Source organism: Kitasatospora sp. NPDC094015, assembly GCF_040304075.1.
Classification (GTDB): domain Bacteria; phylum Actinomycetota; class Actinomycetes; order Streptomycetales; family Streptomycetaceae; genus Kitasatospora.
The window spans coordinates 20,838-38,381 of the sequence record NZ_JBEOUL010000028.1; the positions used below are offsets into that span (position 1 = coordinate 20,838).

The window sequence follows — 17,544 nt, forward strand, 5'->3', positions numbered from 1 at the left end:
CACCTCGCAAGCTCCGGCGTGGGGCGCACCGGCCCTTCGTCGTGCGCTCCTGCTGGTCAAATTCCTTGTGAGGGAGCCGAATTGAGCCGATGCGCCGGGTGCGCCACCGGGGCAACCTGACACTACGTAAATGTAGACACTTGCCAGAGTAAGGCTTGCCTTACTTCAAAGTCGTTGTTACGTTTCCTGTCGTCCGGCCGTTCGATCCCGCCCCGGACCGACCCCCCACGCGCAGCTCCCGTCGCCGACCCGCACCGGCGCGGTGATGCCGCGTGCCCGCGCACCGCTCTCCCGACTCCTGTCCCCGGAAGGTCCCGCCGTGCCCACCTGCCCTGCCCCGGTCCGCCGTCTCGACGCCGAAGCCGTCGCGGAACTCACCACCACCGCAGCCAAGTTGCTGGCCTTCCACGGCTCCGCGACCAGCCCCGCGCTGCTGGCCGACCTGCCCGTGATGTGCGCCCAGCTGGGGGAGCCGCTGCGCCGCCGGCTGCGCCCGGTCGACACCGCCGACGGGCTGTTCGTGCTGCGCGGCCTGACCGTCGACGACGCCGCCCTCGGCCCGACCCCCGGCCACTGGTCGACCGTTGCCGACGCCGGCGCGCTCTGGGACGTGGTGCTGCTGCTGGTGTCCACCCTGATGGGCACCCCGATCGCGTGGGACGGCCAGCAGGACGGCCGCTTCGTGCACAACATCGTGCCGTCGCCCGGCCACGAGGGCGAACAGACCGGCGCCTCCAGCTCGGTGCTGCTCACCCCGCACACCGAGGACGCCTTCCACCCCGGCCGCGCCCACCTGCTGCTGCTCTGCTGCATGCGCAACCACGACGCGATCGCCACCACCGCGGCGAGCGTGCGCCTGACCGACCTCCCGGCCGCCGACGTCGAGCAGCTCACCCGGCCGGTGGCGCCGATCCTGCCCGACGACGCCTACGAGCAGGCGCAGAAGTTCGGCGGCCGCCCCGCGCCGGTGCCCACGCTGTTCGACACGCCCGCCGGCCTGACCATGCGGTACGACCCCGCGTACACCCCGCTGGAGCAGGCCGACCCGGCCTGGCGCGCGGCGTACGCACGGCTCGGCGCCGAACTGGCCCGGGTCTCGGTCGCGGTGAGCCTGGAGCCCGGTGACGTGCTGGTCGTCGACAACGACCTCGTCGTGCACGGCCGGGTGCCGTTCCGGGCCCGTTACGACGGCACCGACCGGTGGCTCAAGCGCGCCTCCGTACGGGTCGAGGGCAGGCCCACCCGCCCGCTCGCCGAACACGACGAGCACGGGTACGGGCAGGCAGCCCTCACCGCCTGGACCGCCTGACCGCCTGGGCCGCCCGACCGCCCGGGCCGCCCCCGCCGACCCTCTTTCCGACGCCGCCCCACCACCCCGAGAGGCACACCATGGACCGGGACGACACCACCCTGCGCGTACTGTCCACCAGCGACCTCGCCGGCCTGGACATCACCCTCGCCGACGTCGTCGACACCGTCGAACAGGCCTACCGAACCCTGGCTGCCGGACAGTCCGACAACCCGCGCAAGCTCACCGTCAAGCCCGCCGACGGGCACTCCGTCTCCTACGCGATGCTCGGCCGCGACGGCGTGCGCAACGTCGTCGCCATCAAGACCTCGTACAAGCACGGGCTCGACCTGGGCCGCGAGGAGCAGCACTACTACACGACGCTCACCCTCTACGACGACACCACCGGGCTGCCGGTGGCGATGATGGACTGCGCCCGGATCGGCTCCCTGCGCACCCCGGCCGTCTCCGCGCTGCTGGCCCGCGAGTGCGCCGCGCCCGGCGCGTCGACCGCGCTGGTGATCGGCACCGGCACCCAGGGGCGCCTGGCCCTGCCGTTCCTGCTCAGCACCCTGCCGGGACTGGACCGGCTGCTGCTCTCCGGCACCCACCCCGACGGCATCGCCGCCGTGCGCGCCGAACTCGCCCGGCACTTCCCCGACCGCCGGATCGAGCTGGTCACCGACCTGCGGGCGGCCGCCCGCGACGCCGACGTCGTGGTCGCCACCGCCGGCGGCCACACCACCGCCGCCGTCGAGGCGGACTGGCTGCGCCGCGGCGCCGTCTCGATCCTCGTCGGACACGGCCTCGCCCCCTCCACCCTGCACCGGGCGGACCGGGTGATCGCCACCAGCGAGGCCCAGATGCGGGTCACCGGCACCGACATGGCCGACCCGGACGGCAAGCTCCCGGCGGTGGACCTGGAACTGCCCGTCGTCCTGTCCGGCGTCTCCCGCGCCCGCACCGCCCCCGACCAGCGGATCTTCGCCTACAACAGCGGACTGGTCGTCACCGACATCGCGCTCGGCCACCGCTTCGCCCAACTCGCCGCCGCCCAGGGCCTCGGCACCGAGGTGCCGCTGTGGCGCTGACCCTGCCCGTCCACCCCGATCCGCTCGCCGACCGGATCCACGCCGGCGGCCTGCTGCCCGAACTCGCGCACGGCCTCGGCGGCCCCTTCCACTACCTGCTGCCGGAGCGGTTCGACGCCAACCTCGCCGCGTTCCACGCCGCCCTGGCCGAGGTCGGGGTGGAGGGCCGCGTCCACTACGCGAAGAAGGCCAACAAGGCGTCGGTGTTCATGGACCGCTGCGCAGCGGCCGGCGCCGGCGTGGACGTCGCCTCGCTCGGCGAACTGCAGGACGCCCTCGGCCACGGCGTTCCCGGCGAGGACCTCGTGGTCACCGGCCCGGCCAAGTCTGAGCCGCTGCTGCGGATCGCCGTCCGGCAGGGCGCGCTGATCGCCGTCGACGCCCCCGACGAGCTCGAACGGCTGCTCCACCTCGGCGGCGCCCGCCCCGCCCGGGTCCTGCTGCGCCGGCACCCGCCGGCCCAGCCGCGCAGCCGCTTCGGCCTGGACGACGCCCAGCTGCAGGCGGCGCTGGAGCGCTGCGCCGAGGCCGGCGACCGAGTACGGATGGAGGGCTTCAGCTTCCACCTCTCCGGCTACGCGATCCGCCCGCGCGCCGAGCTGGCCGTCGAACTCGTCGAACTCTGCCTCAAGGCACGGGTGCTGGGCCTGCGGGCGGACCGGATCAGCATCGGTGGCGGCTTCCCCGTCGACTACGTCGGCGCCGAGGACTGGCAGGCCTTCCTCGCCGCGCAGGGCCCCGAGCACTACCACGGCGGGCGGTCCTTCACCGCGGAGGACTTCTACCCGTACCACTCGCCGGTCGCCGGCGCGGACGCGCTGCGCGCGATCCTGGCCACCCGCCCCCGCGGCAGCGGCGCCACCCTCGCCGAACGGCTGCGGCAGGCCGGCGTACTGCTCCTGCTGGAGCCGGGCCGCGCCCTGCTCGACCGGGCCGGGGCCTCGGTGTTCCGCGTGCAGGGCGTCAAGGACCGCGCCGGGTACGGGATCGTCACCGTGGACGGCACCAGCCTGAGCCTGTCCGAGCAGTGGTTCAACAGCGAGTACCTGCCCGACCCGGTCCTGCTGCCCGATCCGCCGGCACCGACCGGGCCCGACCGGCCGGCACCGACCGGGCCCGACCGGCCGTACGCGGCGTGCGTGGGCGGGGCCAGCTGCCTCGACTCCGACCTGCTGACCTGGCGCAGGATCGCCTTCCCCGCCCGGCCCCGCGCCGGTGACCTGCTCGTCTACCCCAACACCGCCGGCTACCAGATGGACTCCAACGAGTCCCCGTTCCACGAACTCCCGCTGCCGCCGAAGGTCGTCCTGGACCACCCGCCCGGCCGCACCCGCCCGCGCTGGCAGCTCGACCGCTGAACCCCCGCCCCTCTGAAGTCCCGCCCGCCCCCCGCCCCGCCGCCCCCTTCGGAGCCCCACCATGACCGACGCCCTGCACCGCCCGCCTGTGGTGAGCCGCGTGTCCGACCTGATCGGCCGCACCCCGCTGTTCGAACTCGCCCGCGCCGACAACGGCGCGCGCCTGCTGCTCAAGCTGGAGATGTTCAACCCGACCGGCAGCGCCAAGATCCGGATGGCCCGCCAGATGGTGCTGGACGCCGAGGCCCGCGGCGAACTGCGCGAAGGCGGCCACCTCATCGAGTCCACCTCCGGCAACACCGGTCTCGGGCTGGCCGTGGTCGCCGCCGAGCGGGGCTACCGCTTCACCGCCGTCGTCGACCACCACGCCGCCGCCGACAAGCTGCGCAGCATGAAGGCGATGGGCGCCGACCTCGTGTACGTGGACGACGGCACCGACGGTGAGGAGTTGCACACCGCCGCCCGCGAGGAGCTGGCCGAGGAGATGGCCCGCGGGCGGGACAACACCGTCTTCACCGAGCAGCACAACAACCCCAGCAACGCGGTGGGTTACCACGCGGTCGGCCGCGAGATCGCCGAGGCGCTCGACCACCGCGTCGACGTCCTGATCGGCGCGGTCGGCACCGGCGGCGGGCTGTGCGGGACGGCCCGCGAGCTGCGGCGGTCGGTGCCCGGCGTCGCCGTCGTCGGCGTCGAACCGAAGGGCTCGATCGCCTTCGGGCCGCCCGCCCACGACTACTACCAGTCCGGCACCGGCACCCCCGAGGGCGCCACCATCGGGCTGCTCGTCGACTACGACCTCATCGACGAAGGCGTCAAGGTCGGCGACGTGGAGGCCTTCGCCACCGCCCGGGTCGTCGCCCGCCGCACCGGGCTGCTGATCGGCGGCTCGGCCGGCGGCGTCGTCCACGAGGCGCTCGACCGGCTCACCCGGCTGCCGCCCGACGCCGTCATGGTCGCCTTCGTCAACGACGGGGGAGAGAAGTACCTTGACACCGTCTTCGACGACGACTGGATGGCCGCCCGCGACCTCCTCGACCCGGCCGTCGAGGCCGCGGTCGACGAGACCCTCGGCAAGCTCCGCCGGCCCTGAATCCCGGAACCGACCCCGGGAACCCCCGACCGAGAAACGTGACCCCGCCATGCAGCAGCTCGCCACCCTCGCGCGCGACAGCCGCGCCCTCGCCGCCCTCGCCGTCCCGCTCGCGCTGACCCAGCTCGCCCAGGTCGCCCTGACCACCACCGACACCGTCATGATGGGCGCCCTCGGCACCGAGGCACTGGCCTCCGGCGGCCTCGCCCTGGTCATCTTCAACCAGCTGCGGACGATGGGGGTCGGGCTCGTCACCTCGGTCGGCAACCAGGTCGCGGCCGCCGCCGCCCGCGCGGAGCGGGCCGCCGCAGCCGACACCCGGGCCGGGGCCGACACCCGGGCCGAGGCGGACGCCCGGGCCGAGGCCGACACCGGGGCCGGCGAGGAGGTACGGGCGCTGGTGCGCGCCGCGATGGCCGTCGCCACCCTCGCCGGGATCGCCGGCGCCGTCCTGATGGTCCTGATCGGCCAGGCCGCCACCCTGCTCGGCCAGGACGCCGCCGTCGCCCACCGCACCCAGGGCATGCTCGCCGCCCTGGCCCCCGGCCTGATCCCCTGCCTGTGGTTCCAGGCGATCCGCCAGTTCACCGTCGGCATGCGCCGCCCGCAGGCCCTGCTGCGGATCACGCTCGCCTCGGTCGCCGTCAACGCCGCCCTCAACTGGGCCTTCATCCACGGCACCTGGGGCTTCCCCGCGCTGGGCCTGACCGGCATCGGCGTCGCCACCAGCAGCGTGTACCTGCTCACCTTCCTCGCCCTGTACGGCTCCGCCCGCCGGGACCCGCTGCTCGCCCCGCTGCTGCGCCCGGACTTCTGGCGGGCCGACCCGCCCACCGTCCGCAGGCTGCTCGGTCTCGGCACGCCGATCGCCGCCACCTACGGCTCCGAGGCGGGGTTCTTCTCCGTCACCGCGCTGCTGGCCGGCAGCTTCGGCGCCGCCGCCCTCGCCGCGCACACCGCCGTCAACCAGCTGATCTACATCGTCTTCCAGGTCGCCGTCGGCCTCTCGCACGCGGCGTCCCTCAACGTCAGCCGGGAACTCGCCCTCGGCGACCTGGCCGCCGCCCGCCGCATCAGGAACACCGCCCTCGCCTGCGGCGCCGCGGTGACCTCGCTGGTCGGCCTCGCCTACCTGGCCGTGCCCGACCTCGTCCTGCGGCCCTACTTCGACCCGGGCTCGGCGGCCGACCTGCCGGGCCTGCGGATCGCCACCGGCCTGCTCGCGGTGGTCGCCGTCCTCCAACTCTTCGACTGCGCGCAGAACATCGGGGTCGGCCTGCTGCGCGGCCTGGACGACACCAGGAGCGGCTTCCGGATCACCCTGATCGGTTACTGGCTGGTCGGGCTCCCCGCCGCCTGGCTCCTCGCCTACCCGCTCGGCGGCGCGACCCGCGGCCTCTGGCTCGGCCTGCTGATCGGCCTCGCCACCACCGCCGTCCTGCTGCTGCGCCGCTACGGGCGCGCCCTGACCGCCCGACAGGACGCGGCCCCGGCCGCGTCCGCCGTACCGGCCGGCGCCTGACCGCCCGCCGGGTCCGGTCGGCCCCGGGGGGAGGGGAAAAGCCGCGGTCCCGCGCTCCGGGGGAAGCGCGGGACCGCGGGGACAAGGGGGCGGGGGCCGATGGCGTCAGGCGGCGGGCCGCTCCGCGGGATCGGTGGCGGCGGTACCGGGCCGGGTGGCGGCCCCGGGCTTGCGCAGGAAGAGCACCAGCACCGGCACCAGGTAGGCCGCCCAGACGATCACCTGGAGCACGGTCGGGTCGGGCTGGAAGTTGAGCACGCCCTTCAGCAGCGTCCCGTACCAGCTGGTCTTCGGGACGGTCGAGCTGATGTCGAAGGCGAGGCTGTGCAGCCCGGGGATCCGGCCGGCCTCCTGGAGGTCGTGGATGCCGTACGCGAGCACGCCCGCCGCGACGACCACGAGCATGGCGCCCGTCCAGGTGAAGAACCGGGCCAGGTTGATCTTCAGCGCGCCGCGGTAGAACAGCCAGCCCAGCACCACGGAGGTGAGCAGCCCGAGGACGGCCCCGACGAGCGGGTTCCAGCCGTCACCGGTGGCCTGGACGGCGGTCCAGATGAACAACGAGGTCTCCAGGCCCTCGCGCCCGACCGCCATGAACGAGGTGACGACCAGCGCGAAGGAGCCCATCGACAGCGCCGCGTCGAGCCGGCCGTGCAGCTCGGACCTGAGGTGACGGGCCGTGCGGCGCATCCAGAAGACCATCCAGGTGACCAGGCCGCGGACAGCACCGACAGGGTCCCGCCGAGCGTCTCCTGCGCCTCGAAGCTGAGCGTCGAGGAGCCGAACTGGAGCAGCGCGCCGAAGGCCGCGCTGAGCCCGACCGCCGCCGCGATGCCCGACCAGACGGGCGCCAGCCGGTCCCGGCGGCCGGTCTTGACCAGGTAGGCGATCAGGATGCAGACGACCAGGCTGGCTTCCAGGCCTTCGCGCAGGCCGATCAGTTAGTTGCCGAACACGGCGCTCTCCGGGGGTGAGAAGGGGGGCCCGAACGCGCCGGGGCAGGTAAGGGGAACCTTAGTTGCCGCTCCGGCTTTCGTCTACTTCGATGTAGACCGTCAAGGGTGCCCGACCGGTACCCCGGTACTACGACCCCAGCGATGATCGGCCCCGGGTACCGCGGATCACGGGGCGGTCGAACCTAGCGTGGGAGGTATCGGCGGCCGGGACGGCCCGGCCCACGAACGTAAGGGTGAGCGATGATCGAGGCGCACCAGCTGACGAAGCGGTACGGGGAGAAGACCGCCGTCGATCGGCTGGACTTCACGGTCCGGCCGGGTACGGTCACCGGATTCCTCGGGCCCAACGGGGCGGGCAAATCCACCACCATGCGGATGGTCGTCGGACTGGACGCGCCGACCGGCGGCTCGGTCCGTGTCAACGGCCGCCGCTACGCCGAGCACGCCGCGCCGCTCCAGGAGGTCGGCGCGCTGCTGGAGGCCAAGTCGATCCACCCGGGCCGCTCGGCCTTCAACCATCTGATGGCCCAGGCCCACACCCACGGCATCCCGCGCGCCCGCGTCGACGAGGTCATCGAACTGACCGGCCTGCAGTCGGTGGCGAAGAAGCGCGCCGGGGCCTTCTCGCTCGGCATGGGCCAGCGGCTCGGCATCGCGGCGGCCCTGCTCGGCGACCCGGCGACCGTCATGCTGGACGAGCCCGTCAACGGCCTCGACCCCGAGGGCGTCCTGTGGATCCGCAACCTGCTCACCTCGCTCGCCGCCGAGGGCCGCACCGTCTTCGTCTCCTCGCACCTGATGAGCGAGGTCGCCCTGGTCGCGGACCACCTGATCATCGTCGGACGGGGCCGGCTGCTGGCCGACACCACCGTCCAGGATCTGGTCCGCCAGGCCGGCGGCGACACCGTCAAGGTGGCCAGCGCCGACCCGTCCGCGCTGCGCGCCCTGCTGGCCGGCCCCGGCGTGGAGATCACCGGCCGGTCCGGCTCCGAGGAACTCCTCGTCACCGGCCGCACCGCCCGCGAGATCGGCCTGACCGCCGCCGAGCACGGCATCGCCCTGTTCGAGCTCGCCACCCGTACGGTCTCCCTGGAGGAGGCGTTCATGGACCTGACCCGGGACGCCGTCGAGTACCACGGCTCCACCACCCGCACCGAGACCCCGAGGAGCGCGGCATGAGCACCGTCGCACCGAGCCGCGCCGCCGCGCCCGCCGACCCCGGCCCGGCGCGCCCCGTCCACCGGGTCACCGCCGCGCGCGTGCTGCGCTCCGAGTGGGCCAAGCTGTGGTCGCTCCGCTCCACCTGGATCACCCTCGGCCTGGCCCTGCTGTTCCTGGTGGCGTTCGGCCTGATCGCCGCCGCCCAGTTCAAGTCCCGGCTCGACTCCGGCCGGCACATGGACCGGGACTTCGCCGACGCCACCACGCTGAGCCTCTCCCTGTTCGGCACCAACTTCGCCCAGCTCGCGCTCGGCGTCCTCGGCGTGCTGATCACCGCCGGCGAGTACTCGACCGGCATGATCCGCTCCACCCTGGCCGCCGTGCCCCGGCGGCTGCCGGTGCTGTGGTCCAAGGCGGCCGTGTACGGGGTGATCGCCCTGCTGCTCGCCACAGCCGGCGTGTTCGCCGCCTTCCTGATCGACACCGGCATCCTCACCGGCACCCCCGCCGCGATGGACCTCTCCAGCGCCGGCGCCCTGCGCGGCCTGCTCGGCGCGGGCCTGTACCTGGCCCTGGTCGGGGTGATCGGGGTCGCCCTGGGCGCGCTGCTGCGCTCGGTGGCCGGCGGCATCTCGGTCCTGGTGGCCTCGCTGATGCTGGTCCCCGGCCTGGTCTCGCTGCTGCCCACCTCCTGGCAGAACCACATCGGCCCGTACCTGCCGAGCCACGCGGGGGAGGCGATGTTCGCCCTCCACCACGACTCGACCACGCTGTCGCCGACCGCCGGACTGGTGGTGTTCCTGCTGTGGACGGTGCTCGCCCTGGCCGGCGCCGCGGTGCGGCTGGTGCGCACCGACGTCTGAGAGACTCCGGTGCGGCGCCCGGTCCTCCGGGTGCCGCACCGTCCCCGTCCTTCCCCGTCCCCCCTCCGCCCCCGAATGCGCCCCGAACGGCAGGTGACGACCGTGAGCCACCTCGACACCCGGCCCCCGGGCCCGTCCGCGCCACCGCCCGCCACGCCGCCCGCCACGCCGCCGGCCGCGCTGTCGCCCGCAGAGCTGTCGGCCTTCCCCGATCCGCTGCCCGCGCACCCGGCCTTCGCCCGGCTGGCCCGGCTGAGCCAGCGCGTCCGGCACGCCGACCGGGCCCACCCGTGGATCCTGGACGCGGCCGTGGTCGCCGTCGTCGTGCTGCTGTTCTGCCTCCCGGACCTGCTGCACGACGAGGTCGAGGGCCCGCGCGAGCACCGGATCCACTTCACCCAGCTGCAGCCCGCCGCGATGCTCGTCCTGCAGGCCGGGCTGGTGCTGCCGCTGCTGTGGCGCCGGCGGAGCCCGACGGCGGCGTTCGCGGCGGTGATGACCGTCTTCGTCGTCCAGTGGTCGCTGGGCGCGGCGCTGCGGGCCGACGTCGCGCTGCTCGTCGCCCTCTACAGCCTGGCCCTGCACGGCAGCCTGCGGCACCTGGCCTGGGCGTGCGCCGCGATGGCCGCCGCGACCGCCCTGGTCGCCGCCGAGGTGTCCTCCGGGCTGCCGGTCGGGGACGCGCTGTTCTTCCTGTTCAGCGCCGCCACCGCGGCCGTCGCCGTCGGCATCGCGGTACGGATCCGGCGCGCCCAGCTGGCCGGGCTGCGCGAGCGCGCGGCCCGGCTGGAGATCGAACGCGACCAGCGCAGCCGGCTCGCCGCCGTCACCGAGCGCACCCGGGTGGCCCGGGAGATGCACGACATCATCGGCCACAACCTGTCCGTGATCGTCACCCTCGCCGACGGCGGCGCGTACGCGGCCGAGGCCCGGCCCGAGCGCGGGCGCGAGGCGCTGCTGCTGATCGGCGACACCAGCCGCCAGGCGCTGGGCGAGCTGCGGCGGATGCTCGGCGTGCTGCGCGACCAGGCGGACGAGAGCGCCGAGTTCACCCCGCAGCCGGGCATCGCCGACGTGGACGGGCTGTGCGCCCGGATCCGCGCGGCCGGCCCCCAGGTGGAGTACACCGCGGCCGGGGACCTGGAGGGCCTGGACCGCGGCGTCCAGCTGATGGCGTACCGGATCGTCCAGGAGTCGCTGACCAACACCCTCAAGCACGCCGGCCCGGACACCCGGGCCCGGGTCACGCTCACCGCGGAGGCCGCCCGGCTGCGGGTGCACGTACGGGACGCCGGCCCGCCCGAGGGCACCACGGCGCCCGCCCGGCCGGAGCGCGAGGGCCACGGACTCGCCGGGATACGGGAGCGCGCCGCCCTGTACGGCGGCACCGTGACGGCGGGCCCCGGCCCGCACGGAGGCTGGACCGTGGAGGCCGTGCTCGACCTCACCCCCGACCCGACAGGCGGCCCGACGTGACCACCGTCCTCATCGTGGACGACCAGCCGCTCCAGCGGTACGGCTTCCGGATGCTGCTGGAGAGCCAGTCCGACACCGAGGTGGTCGGCGAGGCCGCGCACGGCGCCGAGGCCGTCCGGCTCACCGCCGACCTGCGGCCCGACGTCGTGCTGATGGACATCCGGATGCCCGGCATGGACGGCATCCAGGCGACCCGGCAGATCGTCGCCGGCGGCGGCCGCTCGCGCATCCTCGTCCTCACCACCTTCGACCTCGACGAGTACGCGCACGCCGCGCTGCGGGCCGGCGCCAGCGGCTTCCTGCTCAAGGACGCCCGGCCGGAGGAACTCCTCTCCGGCATCCGCGCGGTGGCCGGCGGCGACGCGGTGGTGGCCCCCGCCATCACCCGGCGCCTGCTCGACGCCTACGTCCACCACCTGCCGGCCCGCCCGGCGGGCGCCGCCCCGCTCGACGACAGCCGGCTGAACGCCCTGACCGAGCGCGAGCGGGAGATCCTCGTCGCCGTCGCCCGCGGCTGGAGCAACAGCGAGATCGCCGGCCGCCTGGTCCTGGCGGAGTCGACCGTCAAGACGCACGTCAGCCGGGTGATGGCCAAGATCGGCGCCCGCGACCGGGTCCAGGCGGTCATCTTCGCCTACGACCGCGGCCTGACCCGCCCCAACCCACCCGCCTGACGCCCCGCCGGGATCCTCCTGGCATCCTGAACCTCCGCCGCCCGGCCCGGACCGTCAGGCCCCGTGAGCTTGGGCAGTCGCCCGGGACAGCCAGCGCAGGTACCAGTCACCGAAGTCGACGCGACCGTGTTCGGCCGTGAGCGGCTCGAGGAGTCGGTCGACTCCCCGAAGATCGGTCCACAGCGTGCCACACTCCGGTCCGGTGACGACGAACCAGGTGAAATAGCCGCATCCTTGGTGATTGAGGCAGATCGCCCCGGCCGTCATCGAAGTCTGCAGGCTCTCCCACTCGTCGTCCCAGACCCGGTACGCGGCCCGGTATGCCGAGTGATCGGGGAAGTCCGACCCGACGGGCTCACGGGCGTCCAGCTCGTCCGCCCGGCGAGCGCGTTCGGCCTCGGACGGGAACGGCTGCGCCAAGAGCGTGTTGACGCCGCGACGCCCGCCGCCCTCGTCCCAGTGCCATCCTTGCGCGTCCCGCCGGAGCGGAAAGATCCCGTAGTGCGGGCCGGCCCCGCCCGCGCCCACCTCCAGGAGGAAGCTGCGATAGGCAGCGGGGAAGGACACACCGAGCTCTTCCTCGGCCTGCGCCACCTCGCCCTCGCTGAGCGGCGGATCGAGTGCGAAGCGATGCCCGAAGCCTTGCCGGCGGGCACCGAAGACCTTCTCGGGCAACGGCGCTTCCCCCAGCGCCAAGACCTGCGCCCGCACGCCCGACCAGTTCAACTCCGACCCCATCACCTACGACGCCGACGTTCTGTCGGGCCTTCGGCGATCGTGCCAGTGCCGGTGGAAAGGATCAACGGGGTTCGCGCGTACCAGGTGGCGGACCCCACCCGTGCGGGCCGTGAACGGCGTGGGGGCGCCCCAGGAGCTCGATCGACCGGGCGCCGATGTCAGGCCGTGGTGAGCCAGCGGCCCCGGGTGCCCGTTCGGGCGCGGGTGACCAGGACGTCCGCCCGGGCGGCGGCCGCTCCGAGGCCGTACCCGGCGGCGGCGCCGACCAGGGCACCGAGCGCCACGTCGTGCGGGTAGTGGACGCCGACCAGGATCCGGGACAGGCCCATCGCGACGGCCAGCAGCAGGGCGAGCGCGCCGATCCGGCGGTCGACCTGCCACAGGACGGCGGCGCCGGCGAACACGATGACGGTGTGGTTGCTGGGCAGTGACCAGTCCCCGGCGCCGGGGCAGGCTTCCAAGGTGCGTCCCGCGGCCAGGACCTGGCAGGGCCTCGGCTCGCGCAGGACCGACTTGAGCAGGGTGTCGGCGACGAACACGACCGTCACCACCAGCGGCGCGGCCAGCGCCCGGGCCATCACCGTGCTGTCGGCCGAGCGGGCCCGCCACCAGGCCCAGAGCATCAGGACCGCGAGCAGCCCCAGCCCGTAGGCGGAGAACGCGGCGATCGCCTCCTGCACCGGCACGGGCAGCTGCTGGGCCCAGTGGTCGGCCCGCAGGTACAGGCCGCCGTCCAGCGGGCGGCCGTCCAGGGCGAGCGGGGCCGCCGCCGGCGCGTTCACCGGGTCCTCGCCTGGCGGCGGCTGCGCAGCAGCTCCAGGACGAGCGGCAGCAGCGAGAGGGCGACCACGGCCGCGACGATCGGCAGCAGGTAGTGGTCGACGTTCGGCACGGACGAGCCGAGCGCGTAGCCGGCCAGCACGAGACCGAAGGTCCACACCAGGCCGCCGACGACCTGCCACACGGTGAAGGTGCGCACGCTCACGCCGAGCGCGCCCGCCAGCGGATTGAGCACCGTGCGCACCACCGGCACGAACCGGGCGAGGACCACGGCCTTGCCGTGCCCGTACCGGGTGAGGAGTTCCTCGGCCCGCAGCGCGCCCTCGTGCAGGCGCTTGTTGCGCGAGCGGGCGAGCAGGCTGCGCCCGCCGCGCCGTCCGATCACGAAGCCGACCTGGGCACCCGCGAGCGCGCCGACGGCGGAGGCCGCCAGCACCTGGGCGAGGTCCAGGTGGGGGCCGCTGTGGGTGCCGGTGGTGCACAGCAGGCCGGCGGTGAACAGCAGCGAGTCGCCGGGCAGGAAGAAGCCGACCAGCAGGCCGGTCTCGGCGAACAGGACCACGGCGATGCCCAGCGCGCCGAACGCGCCGAGCAGGGAGCCCGCGTCCAGGGGGTTGACGGCCAGCAGGGCCGATGAGGAGAGCATCGCGGTAGCACCTTTCCTGGGAGGGGGACGGACGGTGGGGACGGCGCCGGTCAGGTGGCAGGCCGGGGCGGGCGGCCCATGGCGGCCGTCAGCCGGAGCACGGCCGCCAGGATCACCACGCCCAGCACGAGGCTCACCGCCCCGGTGCCGAGGTCGAGGCCGCCGCGCTGGTGGCTCACCCCGGCCCAGTCGGCGAAGCAGGCACCGAGCGGGCGGGTCAGCACGTACGCCCACCAGAAGGCGAGGACGGCCGGCAGCCGCAGCAGGCGGTGGCCGAGCGCCGGTACGGCGATCAGGGCGGCGAACAGCAGCCCGGAGGTCAGGTAGCCCCAGCCGAGGGTGGCCGCGGTCAGGTCGCCGACGGCGGTGCCGAGCGCGAAGGTGGCCAGCACCGCCGACCAGTAGAAGATCTCGCGGCGGCCCCCGGAGACGGTCTCGACCGCCAGGGTGCCCTCGCTGCGCCGCCAGAGCAGGAACACCGCCGCCAGCGCGAGGGCGAACACGAGCGCGGACGCGGCGTACGGGACGCCGAGCGCCACGTGCGCGACATCGGCGGCCATGGTGCCGAACACGCTCACCATGACCACCGCCGCCCAGTACACGGCGGGCACGTACCGGCGGGCGCGGGACTGCGCGTACAGCGCCGCCGCGAGCAGCAGGCCGGCCGAGGCGACGGCCGGGACCGGGCCCAGCACCCGGGCCAGGTAGTCGGAGGTGGTCTCGCCCATCCCGGTGGTGAGGATCTTGACCGCCCAGAACGCGGCCGTCACCTGCGGGACCGTGCTCGGCCCGGTGCCGGGACCGCCGGAGCGGCTCGTCCTCGTTCTCGTCGTCGTGGTGTCCACGGTGGCGCTGCTCCCTTCCCCGGGCGCGGCTCGCGCCGCGCCCACCCGATGTCTCAGCCGCCCAGGACCGTGTTGCCGGTGATCGTGTCGCTCGCGCCGTCCACGGTCACCAGGTGGCGGATCCCGTCCGGGCCGACCACCACCGCCTGCCAGGCCCGGCCGCCGCCCTGCTCGCCGACCGGCCGCAGCGACTCGACCTTGCCGCCGGGGACCCCGGAGGAGGCCTTGACCACGGCGTCCGCCGCGTCGGTGGCCGGCAGCGGTGCCGGGGCGGGCACCGGCCCGCGGCCGTCCTCGCCCACCTCCCGGCCGTCCCGGCCCTGGCGGCCGTCCTGGGCGTCGGGGCCCCGGTAGCCGTCCTCGGCCACCGCCTTGCGGTCGTGGCCCTCGCCCTCGTGGTGCGCCGCGACGGCGGCCGCACCCGCGCCCGCCACCAGCACGGCGGCCGCGCCGGCCACCAGCCAGCGCGCCCGGCGGCCACCCGGCAGACCCACCCGCCGCTTCACCGGACCGGTGCCGCCGGTCTCCTGCTGCGGACCACCTATGGACTCGCTCACTGCGCCCACCCCGATCGTGTGGCACGGTCCGGGCGCGGTACCCGGACGATATGGCCAGCATGGCGAGACGATGCTGAAGATCCGCTGAAGACCTGAAGGCACCTTCAGCTTCCCGGCCACGCGACCTGCCACTCTGGGGGCATGCGTGTACTCGTGGTGGAGGACGAACGCCGGCTCGCCCAGGCCCTGCAGCTCGGGCTGACCGCGGAGGGGTTCACCGTCGACCTGGCCCACGACGGCCTCTCCGGCCTCGCCCGGGCCACCGACCACGCCTACGACGTGATCGTGCTGGACATCATGCTGCCCGGCCTGAACGGCTACCGGGTGTGCTCGCGGCTGCGGGCCGCCGGCAGCGACGCCGGGATCCTGATGCTGACCGCCAAGGACGGCGAGTGGGACGAGGCCGAGGCGCTGGACACCGGCGCCGACGACTTCCTGTCCAAGCCGTTCTCGTTCGTCGTGCTGGTCGCCCGGCTGAACGCCCTGGCCCGGCGGATCGGCAGCCGGGCGCCCCGGCGTACCGTCCTCGGCGACCTGGTGGTCGACTCCGCCGCCCGTACCTGCACCCGGGCCGGTACTCCCGTCGCGCTGACCCCGCGCGAGTTCGCGCTCCTCGACCACCTGGCCCGGCGGGCCGGCGAGGCCGTCTCCAAGCGGCAGATCCTCGAGGAGGTCTGGGACAGCGGGCCCAACAGCGACCCCAACACGGTCGAGGTCCACATCAGCGCCCTGCGGCGCAAGATCGACACCCCGTTCGGCCGCGCGGCCGTCCAGACCGTCCGCGGCGCGGGCTACCGGCTGGCGGCCGACGGTGGCTGAGACCGTGGCCGACCAGGACCGCGACGGCAGCCCGGGGGGCGGTCGGCGGCGGGCGGGCGCCGCGCTGCGCCGCCTCACCCGGCACCCTCGGATCGTGCCCCTGCTGGCACGGCTGACACCGCGTTCGGTACGGGCCCGCACCACCCTGGCGGCCTGCGCGAGCCTCGCGATCGTGCTGTTCGTCGCCTCCGCCGGGGTGCTCCTGCTGCTGCGCGTCAACCTCGGCCGTACGGTCGAGGCCGGCGCCCGCGAACAGGCCCAGGCCGTCGCCCGGCTCGCCACCGACGGCCACCTGCCGGCGCAGCTCGCCCTGGACCACGGCACCGACTTCATCCAGGTCACCGACGGCACCGGCCGGGTCGTCGCCGCCAGCCAGAACCTCGCCGGCCACCCGCCCCTCACCGCCGGGCGGGACAACGACGGTCACGACACCTACGATCTCGGCATCCTCGGCGACGAACACCATCAGCATGTCACCACGGTCACCGCCGACACCCCCACCGGCCCCGTCACCATCCGGGTCGGTGCCTCCCTGCACACCGCGGACACCGCCGAGGACCTCACCACCGCCGCGCTCGCCGTCCTCGGGGCGCTGCTGCTGCCCACCGTCGGCCTGCTGACCTGGCGGGCCACCGGCAGGGCGCTGCGGCCCGTCGAGGCGATCCGCGCCGAGGTCGCCGCCATCGGTGACCGCGACCTGGACCGCCGGGTGCCCGAACCGCCGAGCGACGACGAGATCGCCCGGCTCGCCCACACCATGAACGCCATGCTCGACCGGCTGGAGGCGGCCGGCACCAGGCAGCGCCGCTTCATCGCCGACGCCTCGCACGAGCTGCGCAGCCCGCTCACCGTGCTGCGCACCCAGCTGGAGATCGCCGGCACCCATCCCGACCCGGCGGTGCGCGCCGAGCTCGTCGCCGGAGCGCTCCAGGACACCGAACGCCTCCAGACGCTCGCCGGCGACCTGCTGCTGCTCGCCCGGCTCGACACCACCGGCCACGACCGGCCCGACCAGCCGGTCGACCTGACCGGGCTCGTCCGTACGGCCGCGGGGGCCGGCCCGGCGCCCGGGCCCACGGTGGAGCTGCACGCGTCCGAGGGCGTCACCGTCACCGGCAACCCGCTCTGGCTCGGACGGCTGCTCACCAACCTGCTCGACAACGCCCGCCGGCACGCCCGCAGCCGGGTCACCGTCCGGCTGAGCACCGACGCCGCGACCGGCGACGCCGTCCTCGACGTCACCAACGACGGCCCCCGGATCGACCCCGCCGACCGGGAGCGGATCTTCGAACGCTTCACCCGGCTCGACGACGCCCGCAGCCGCGACGACGGCGGCACCGGCCTCGGCCTCCCCATCGCCCGCGACATCGCCGCCCTCCACGGCGGCACCCTCACCGTCGAGGACACCCCGCCCGGCACCACCTTCCGCACCCGCCTACCCACGGCCCCGCCCGCCGGATGAGGGGCCCACCCGCCCGCGACCACGCTGTCGCTCCCGCCGTGATCCACTCAGTACCTGTACCTGCGGTACCGGCACGGCGAGGGGACGGTCGAGCAGCATCCGAGCGAGGACGTCGACACCTGGGACGGCGAGGAGTCGAAGCTCTGGACCAGCTGGGACGACGGAACCAAGGGCGGTCGGATCGAACTCGCCGCGTTCCTCGCCATGGCCGGTCT

The 17,544-nt window shown here is 74.6% G+C and carries 16 protein-coding genes and 1 pseudogene; 11 read left to right on the forward strand and 6 right to left on the reverse strand.

Annotated elements, in window-relative coordinates:
* Nucleotides 1-319: 319 nt before the first annotated feature.
* From ABT014_RS26930 to ABT014_RS26950, 5 genes are all read left to right on the forward strand, one after another.
* Nucleotides 320-1,309, forward strand: a complete 990-nt coding sequence (locus tag ABT014_RS26930; RefSeq protein ID WP_350641784.1) for a TauD/TfdA family dioxygenase — start codon at nt 320-322, stop codon at nt 1,307-1,309.
* A gap of 80 nt (nt 1,310-1,389) precedes the next feature.
* Nucleotides 1,390-2,379: an ornithine cyclodeaminase family protein gene (locus tag ABT014_RS26935; RefSeq protein WP_350641785.1), complete on the forward strand. Its 990-nt coding sequence runs from the start codon at nt 1,390-1,392 to the stop codon at nt 2,377-2,379.
* Nucleotides 2,370-3,737 (forward strand): type III PLP-dependent enzyme domain-containing protein, encoded by a 1,368-nt coding sequence (locus ABT014_RS26940; RefSeq protein ID WP_350641786.1) that lies wholly within the window; start codon nt 2,370-2,372, stop codon nt 3,735-3,737. The genes ABT014_RS26935 and ABT014_RS26940 overlap by 10 nt, the downstream gene beginning before the upstream one ends.
* Nucleotides 3,738-3,798: 61 nt before the next feature.
* On the forward strand, nt 3,799-4,830 hold the full coding sequence (locus tag ABT014_RS26945; RefSeq protein ID WP_350641787.1) for a cysteine synthase family protein: 1,032 nt from the start codon (nt 3,799-3,801) through the stop codon (nt 4,828-4,830).
* A 49-nt stretch (nt 4,831-4,879) separates the two neighbouring features.
* Nucleotides 4,880-6,352, forward strand: a complete 1,473-nt coding sequence (locus ABT014_RS26950; RefSeq protein WP_350641788.1) for an MATE family efflux transporter — start codon at nt 4,880-4,882, stop codon at nt 6,350-6,352.
* A 105-nt stretch (nt 6,353-6,457) separates the two neighbouring features.
* Here ABT014_RS26950 and efeU read toward each other — a convergent pair.
* A pseudogene (gene efeU / locus ABT014_RS26955) lies at nt 6,458-7,293 on the reverse strand (iron uptake transporter permease EfeU).
* 255 nt (nt 7,294-7,548) lie between these two features.
* Between efeU and ABT014_RS26960 the strand changes: the two are divergent.
* The 4 genes from ABT014_RS26960 to ABT014_RS26975 all read left to right on the forward strand — a co-directional run bounded on the left by ABT014_RS26960 (nt 7,549) and on the right by ABT014_RS26975 (nt 11,482).
* Nucleotides 7,549-8,487 (forward strand): ABC transporter ATP-binding protein, encoded by a 939-nt coding sequence (locus ABT014_RS26960; RefSeq protein ID WP_350641789.1) that lies wholly within the window; start codon nt 7,549-7,551, stop codon nt 8,485-8,487.
* Nucleotides 8,484-9,332, forward strand: coding sequence for an ABC-2 transporter permease (locus tag ABT014_RS26965; RefSeq protein WP_350641790.1), 849 nt, complete (start codon nt 8,484-8,486; stop codon nt 9,330-9,332). The genes ABT014_RS26960 and ABT014_RS26965 overlap by 4 nt, the downstream gene beginning before the upstream one ends.
* A gap of 180 nt (nt 9,333-9,512) precedes the next feature.
* Nucleotides 9,513-10,808: a sensor histidine kinase gene (locus ABT014_RS26970; protein ID WP_502895109.1), complete on the forward strand. Its 1,296-nt coding sequence runs from the start codon at nt 9,513-9,515 to the stop codon at nt 10,806-10,808.
* A complete protein-coding gene (locus ABT014_RS26975; protein ID WP_350641791.1) occupies nt 10,805-11,482 on the forward strand; it encodes a response regulator in 678 nt (225 codons plus the stop codon). The genes ABT014_RS26970 and ABT014_RS26975 overlap by 4 nt, the downstream gene beginning before the upstream one ends.
* 54 nt (nt 11,483-11,536) lie before the next feature.
* Here ABT014_RS26975 and ABT014_RS26980 read toward each other — a convergent pair whose 3' ends face one another.
* The 5 genes from ABT014_RS26980 to ABT014_RS27000 all read right to left on the reverse strand — a co-directional run bounded on the left by ABT014_RS26980 (nt 11,537) and on the right by ABT014_RS27000 (nt 15,048).
* On the reverse strand, nt 11,537-12,157 hold the full coding sequence (locus ABT014_RS26980) for an SMI1/KNR4 family protein (RefSeq protein WP_350641792.1): 621 nt from the start codon (nt 12,155-12,157) through the stop codon (nt 11,537-11,539).
* 221 nt (nt 12,158-12,378) lie between these two features.
* Complete coding sequence (locus ABT014_RS26985; protein WP_350641793.1) at nt 12,379-13,002, reverse strand: phosphatase PAP2 family protein; 624 nt, start codon at nt 13,000-13,002, stop codon at nt 12,379-12,381.
* Nucleotides 12,999-13,646 carry a DedA family protein gene (locus ABT014_RS26990; protein ID WP_350641794.1) on the reverse strand — a complete coding sequence of 216 codons (648 nt, stop codon included), beginning with the start codon at nt 13,644-13,646 and terminating at the stop codon, nt 12,999-13,001. The genes ABT014_RS26985 and ABT014_RS26990 overlap by 4 nt, the downstream gene beginning before the upstream one ends.
* Nucleotides 13,647-13,696: 50 nt before the next feature.
* Nucleotides 13,697-14,416, reverse strand: a complete 720-nt coding sequence (locus ABT014_RS26995) for a COG4705 family protein (protein ID WP_350641795.1) — start codon at nt 14,414-14,416, stop codon at nt 13,697-13,699.
* A 128-nt stretch (nt 14,417-14,544) separates the two neighbouring features.
* Nucleotides 14,545-15,048 (reverse strand): hypothetical protein, encoded by a 504-nt coding sequence (locus tag ABT014_RS27000; RefSeq protein ID WP_350641796.1) that lies wholly within the window; start codon nt 15,046-15,048, stop codon nt 14,545-14,547.
* Between the two features lie 141 nt (nt 15,049-15,189).
* Here ABT014_RS27000 and ABT014_RS27005 point away from each other — a divergent pair, with 141 nt between their 5' ends.
* Nucleotides 15,190-15,867, forward strand: coding sequence for a response regulator transcription factor (locus tag ABT014_RS27005; protein ID WP_350641797.1), 678 nt, complete (start codon nt 15,190-15,192; stop codon nt 15,865-15,867).
* Nucleotides 15,860-17,329: a sensor histidine kinase gene (locus tag ABT014_RS27010; protein ID WP_350641798.1), complete on the forward strand. Its 1,470-nt coding sequence runs from the start codon at nt 15,860-15,862 to the stop codon at nt 17,327-17,329. The genes ABT014_RS27005 and ABT014_RS27010 overlap by 8 nt, the downstream gene beginning before the upstream one ends.
* The last annotated feature ends 215 nt before the right edge of the window (nt 17,330-17,544 follow it).

Bases quoted from the DNA above. Each gene is read 5' to 3' on its own strand.
- ABT014_RS26935 (WP_350641785.1), top strand. From the start codon at position 1,390: ATGGACCGGGACGACACCACCCTGCGCGTACTGTCCACCAGCGACCTC.
- ABT014_RS26945 (WP_350641787.1), top strand. From the start codon at position 3,799: ATGACCGACGCCCTGCACCGCCCGCCTGTGGTGAGCCGCGTGTCCGAC.
- ABT014_RS26950 (WP_350641788.1), top strand. From the start codon at position 4,880: ATGCAGCAGCTCGCCACCCTCGCGCGCGACAGCCGCGCCCTCGCCGCC.
- ABT014_RS26960 (WP_350641789.1), top strand. From the start codon at position 7,549: ATGATCGAGGCGCACCAGCTGACGAAGCGGTACGGGGAGAAGACCGCC.
- ABT014_RS26965 (WP_350641790.1), top strand. From the start codon at position 8,484: ATGAGCACCGTCGCACCGAGCCGCGCCGCCGCGCCCGCCGACCCCGGC.
- ABT014_RS26990 (WP_350641794.1), bottom strand. From the start codon at position 13,646: ATGCTCTCCTCATCGGCCCTGCTGGCCGTCAACCCCCTGGACGCGGGC.
- ABT014_RS27005 (WP_350641797.1), top strand. From the start codon at position 15,190: ATGCGTGTACTCGTGGTGGAGGACGAACGCCGGCTCGCCCAGGCCCTG.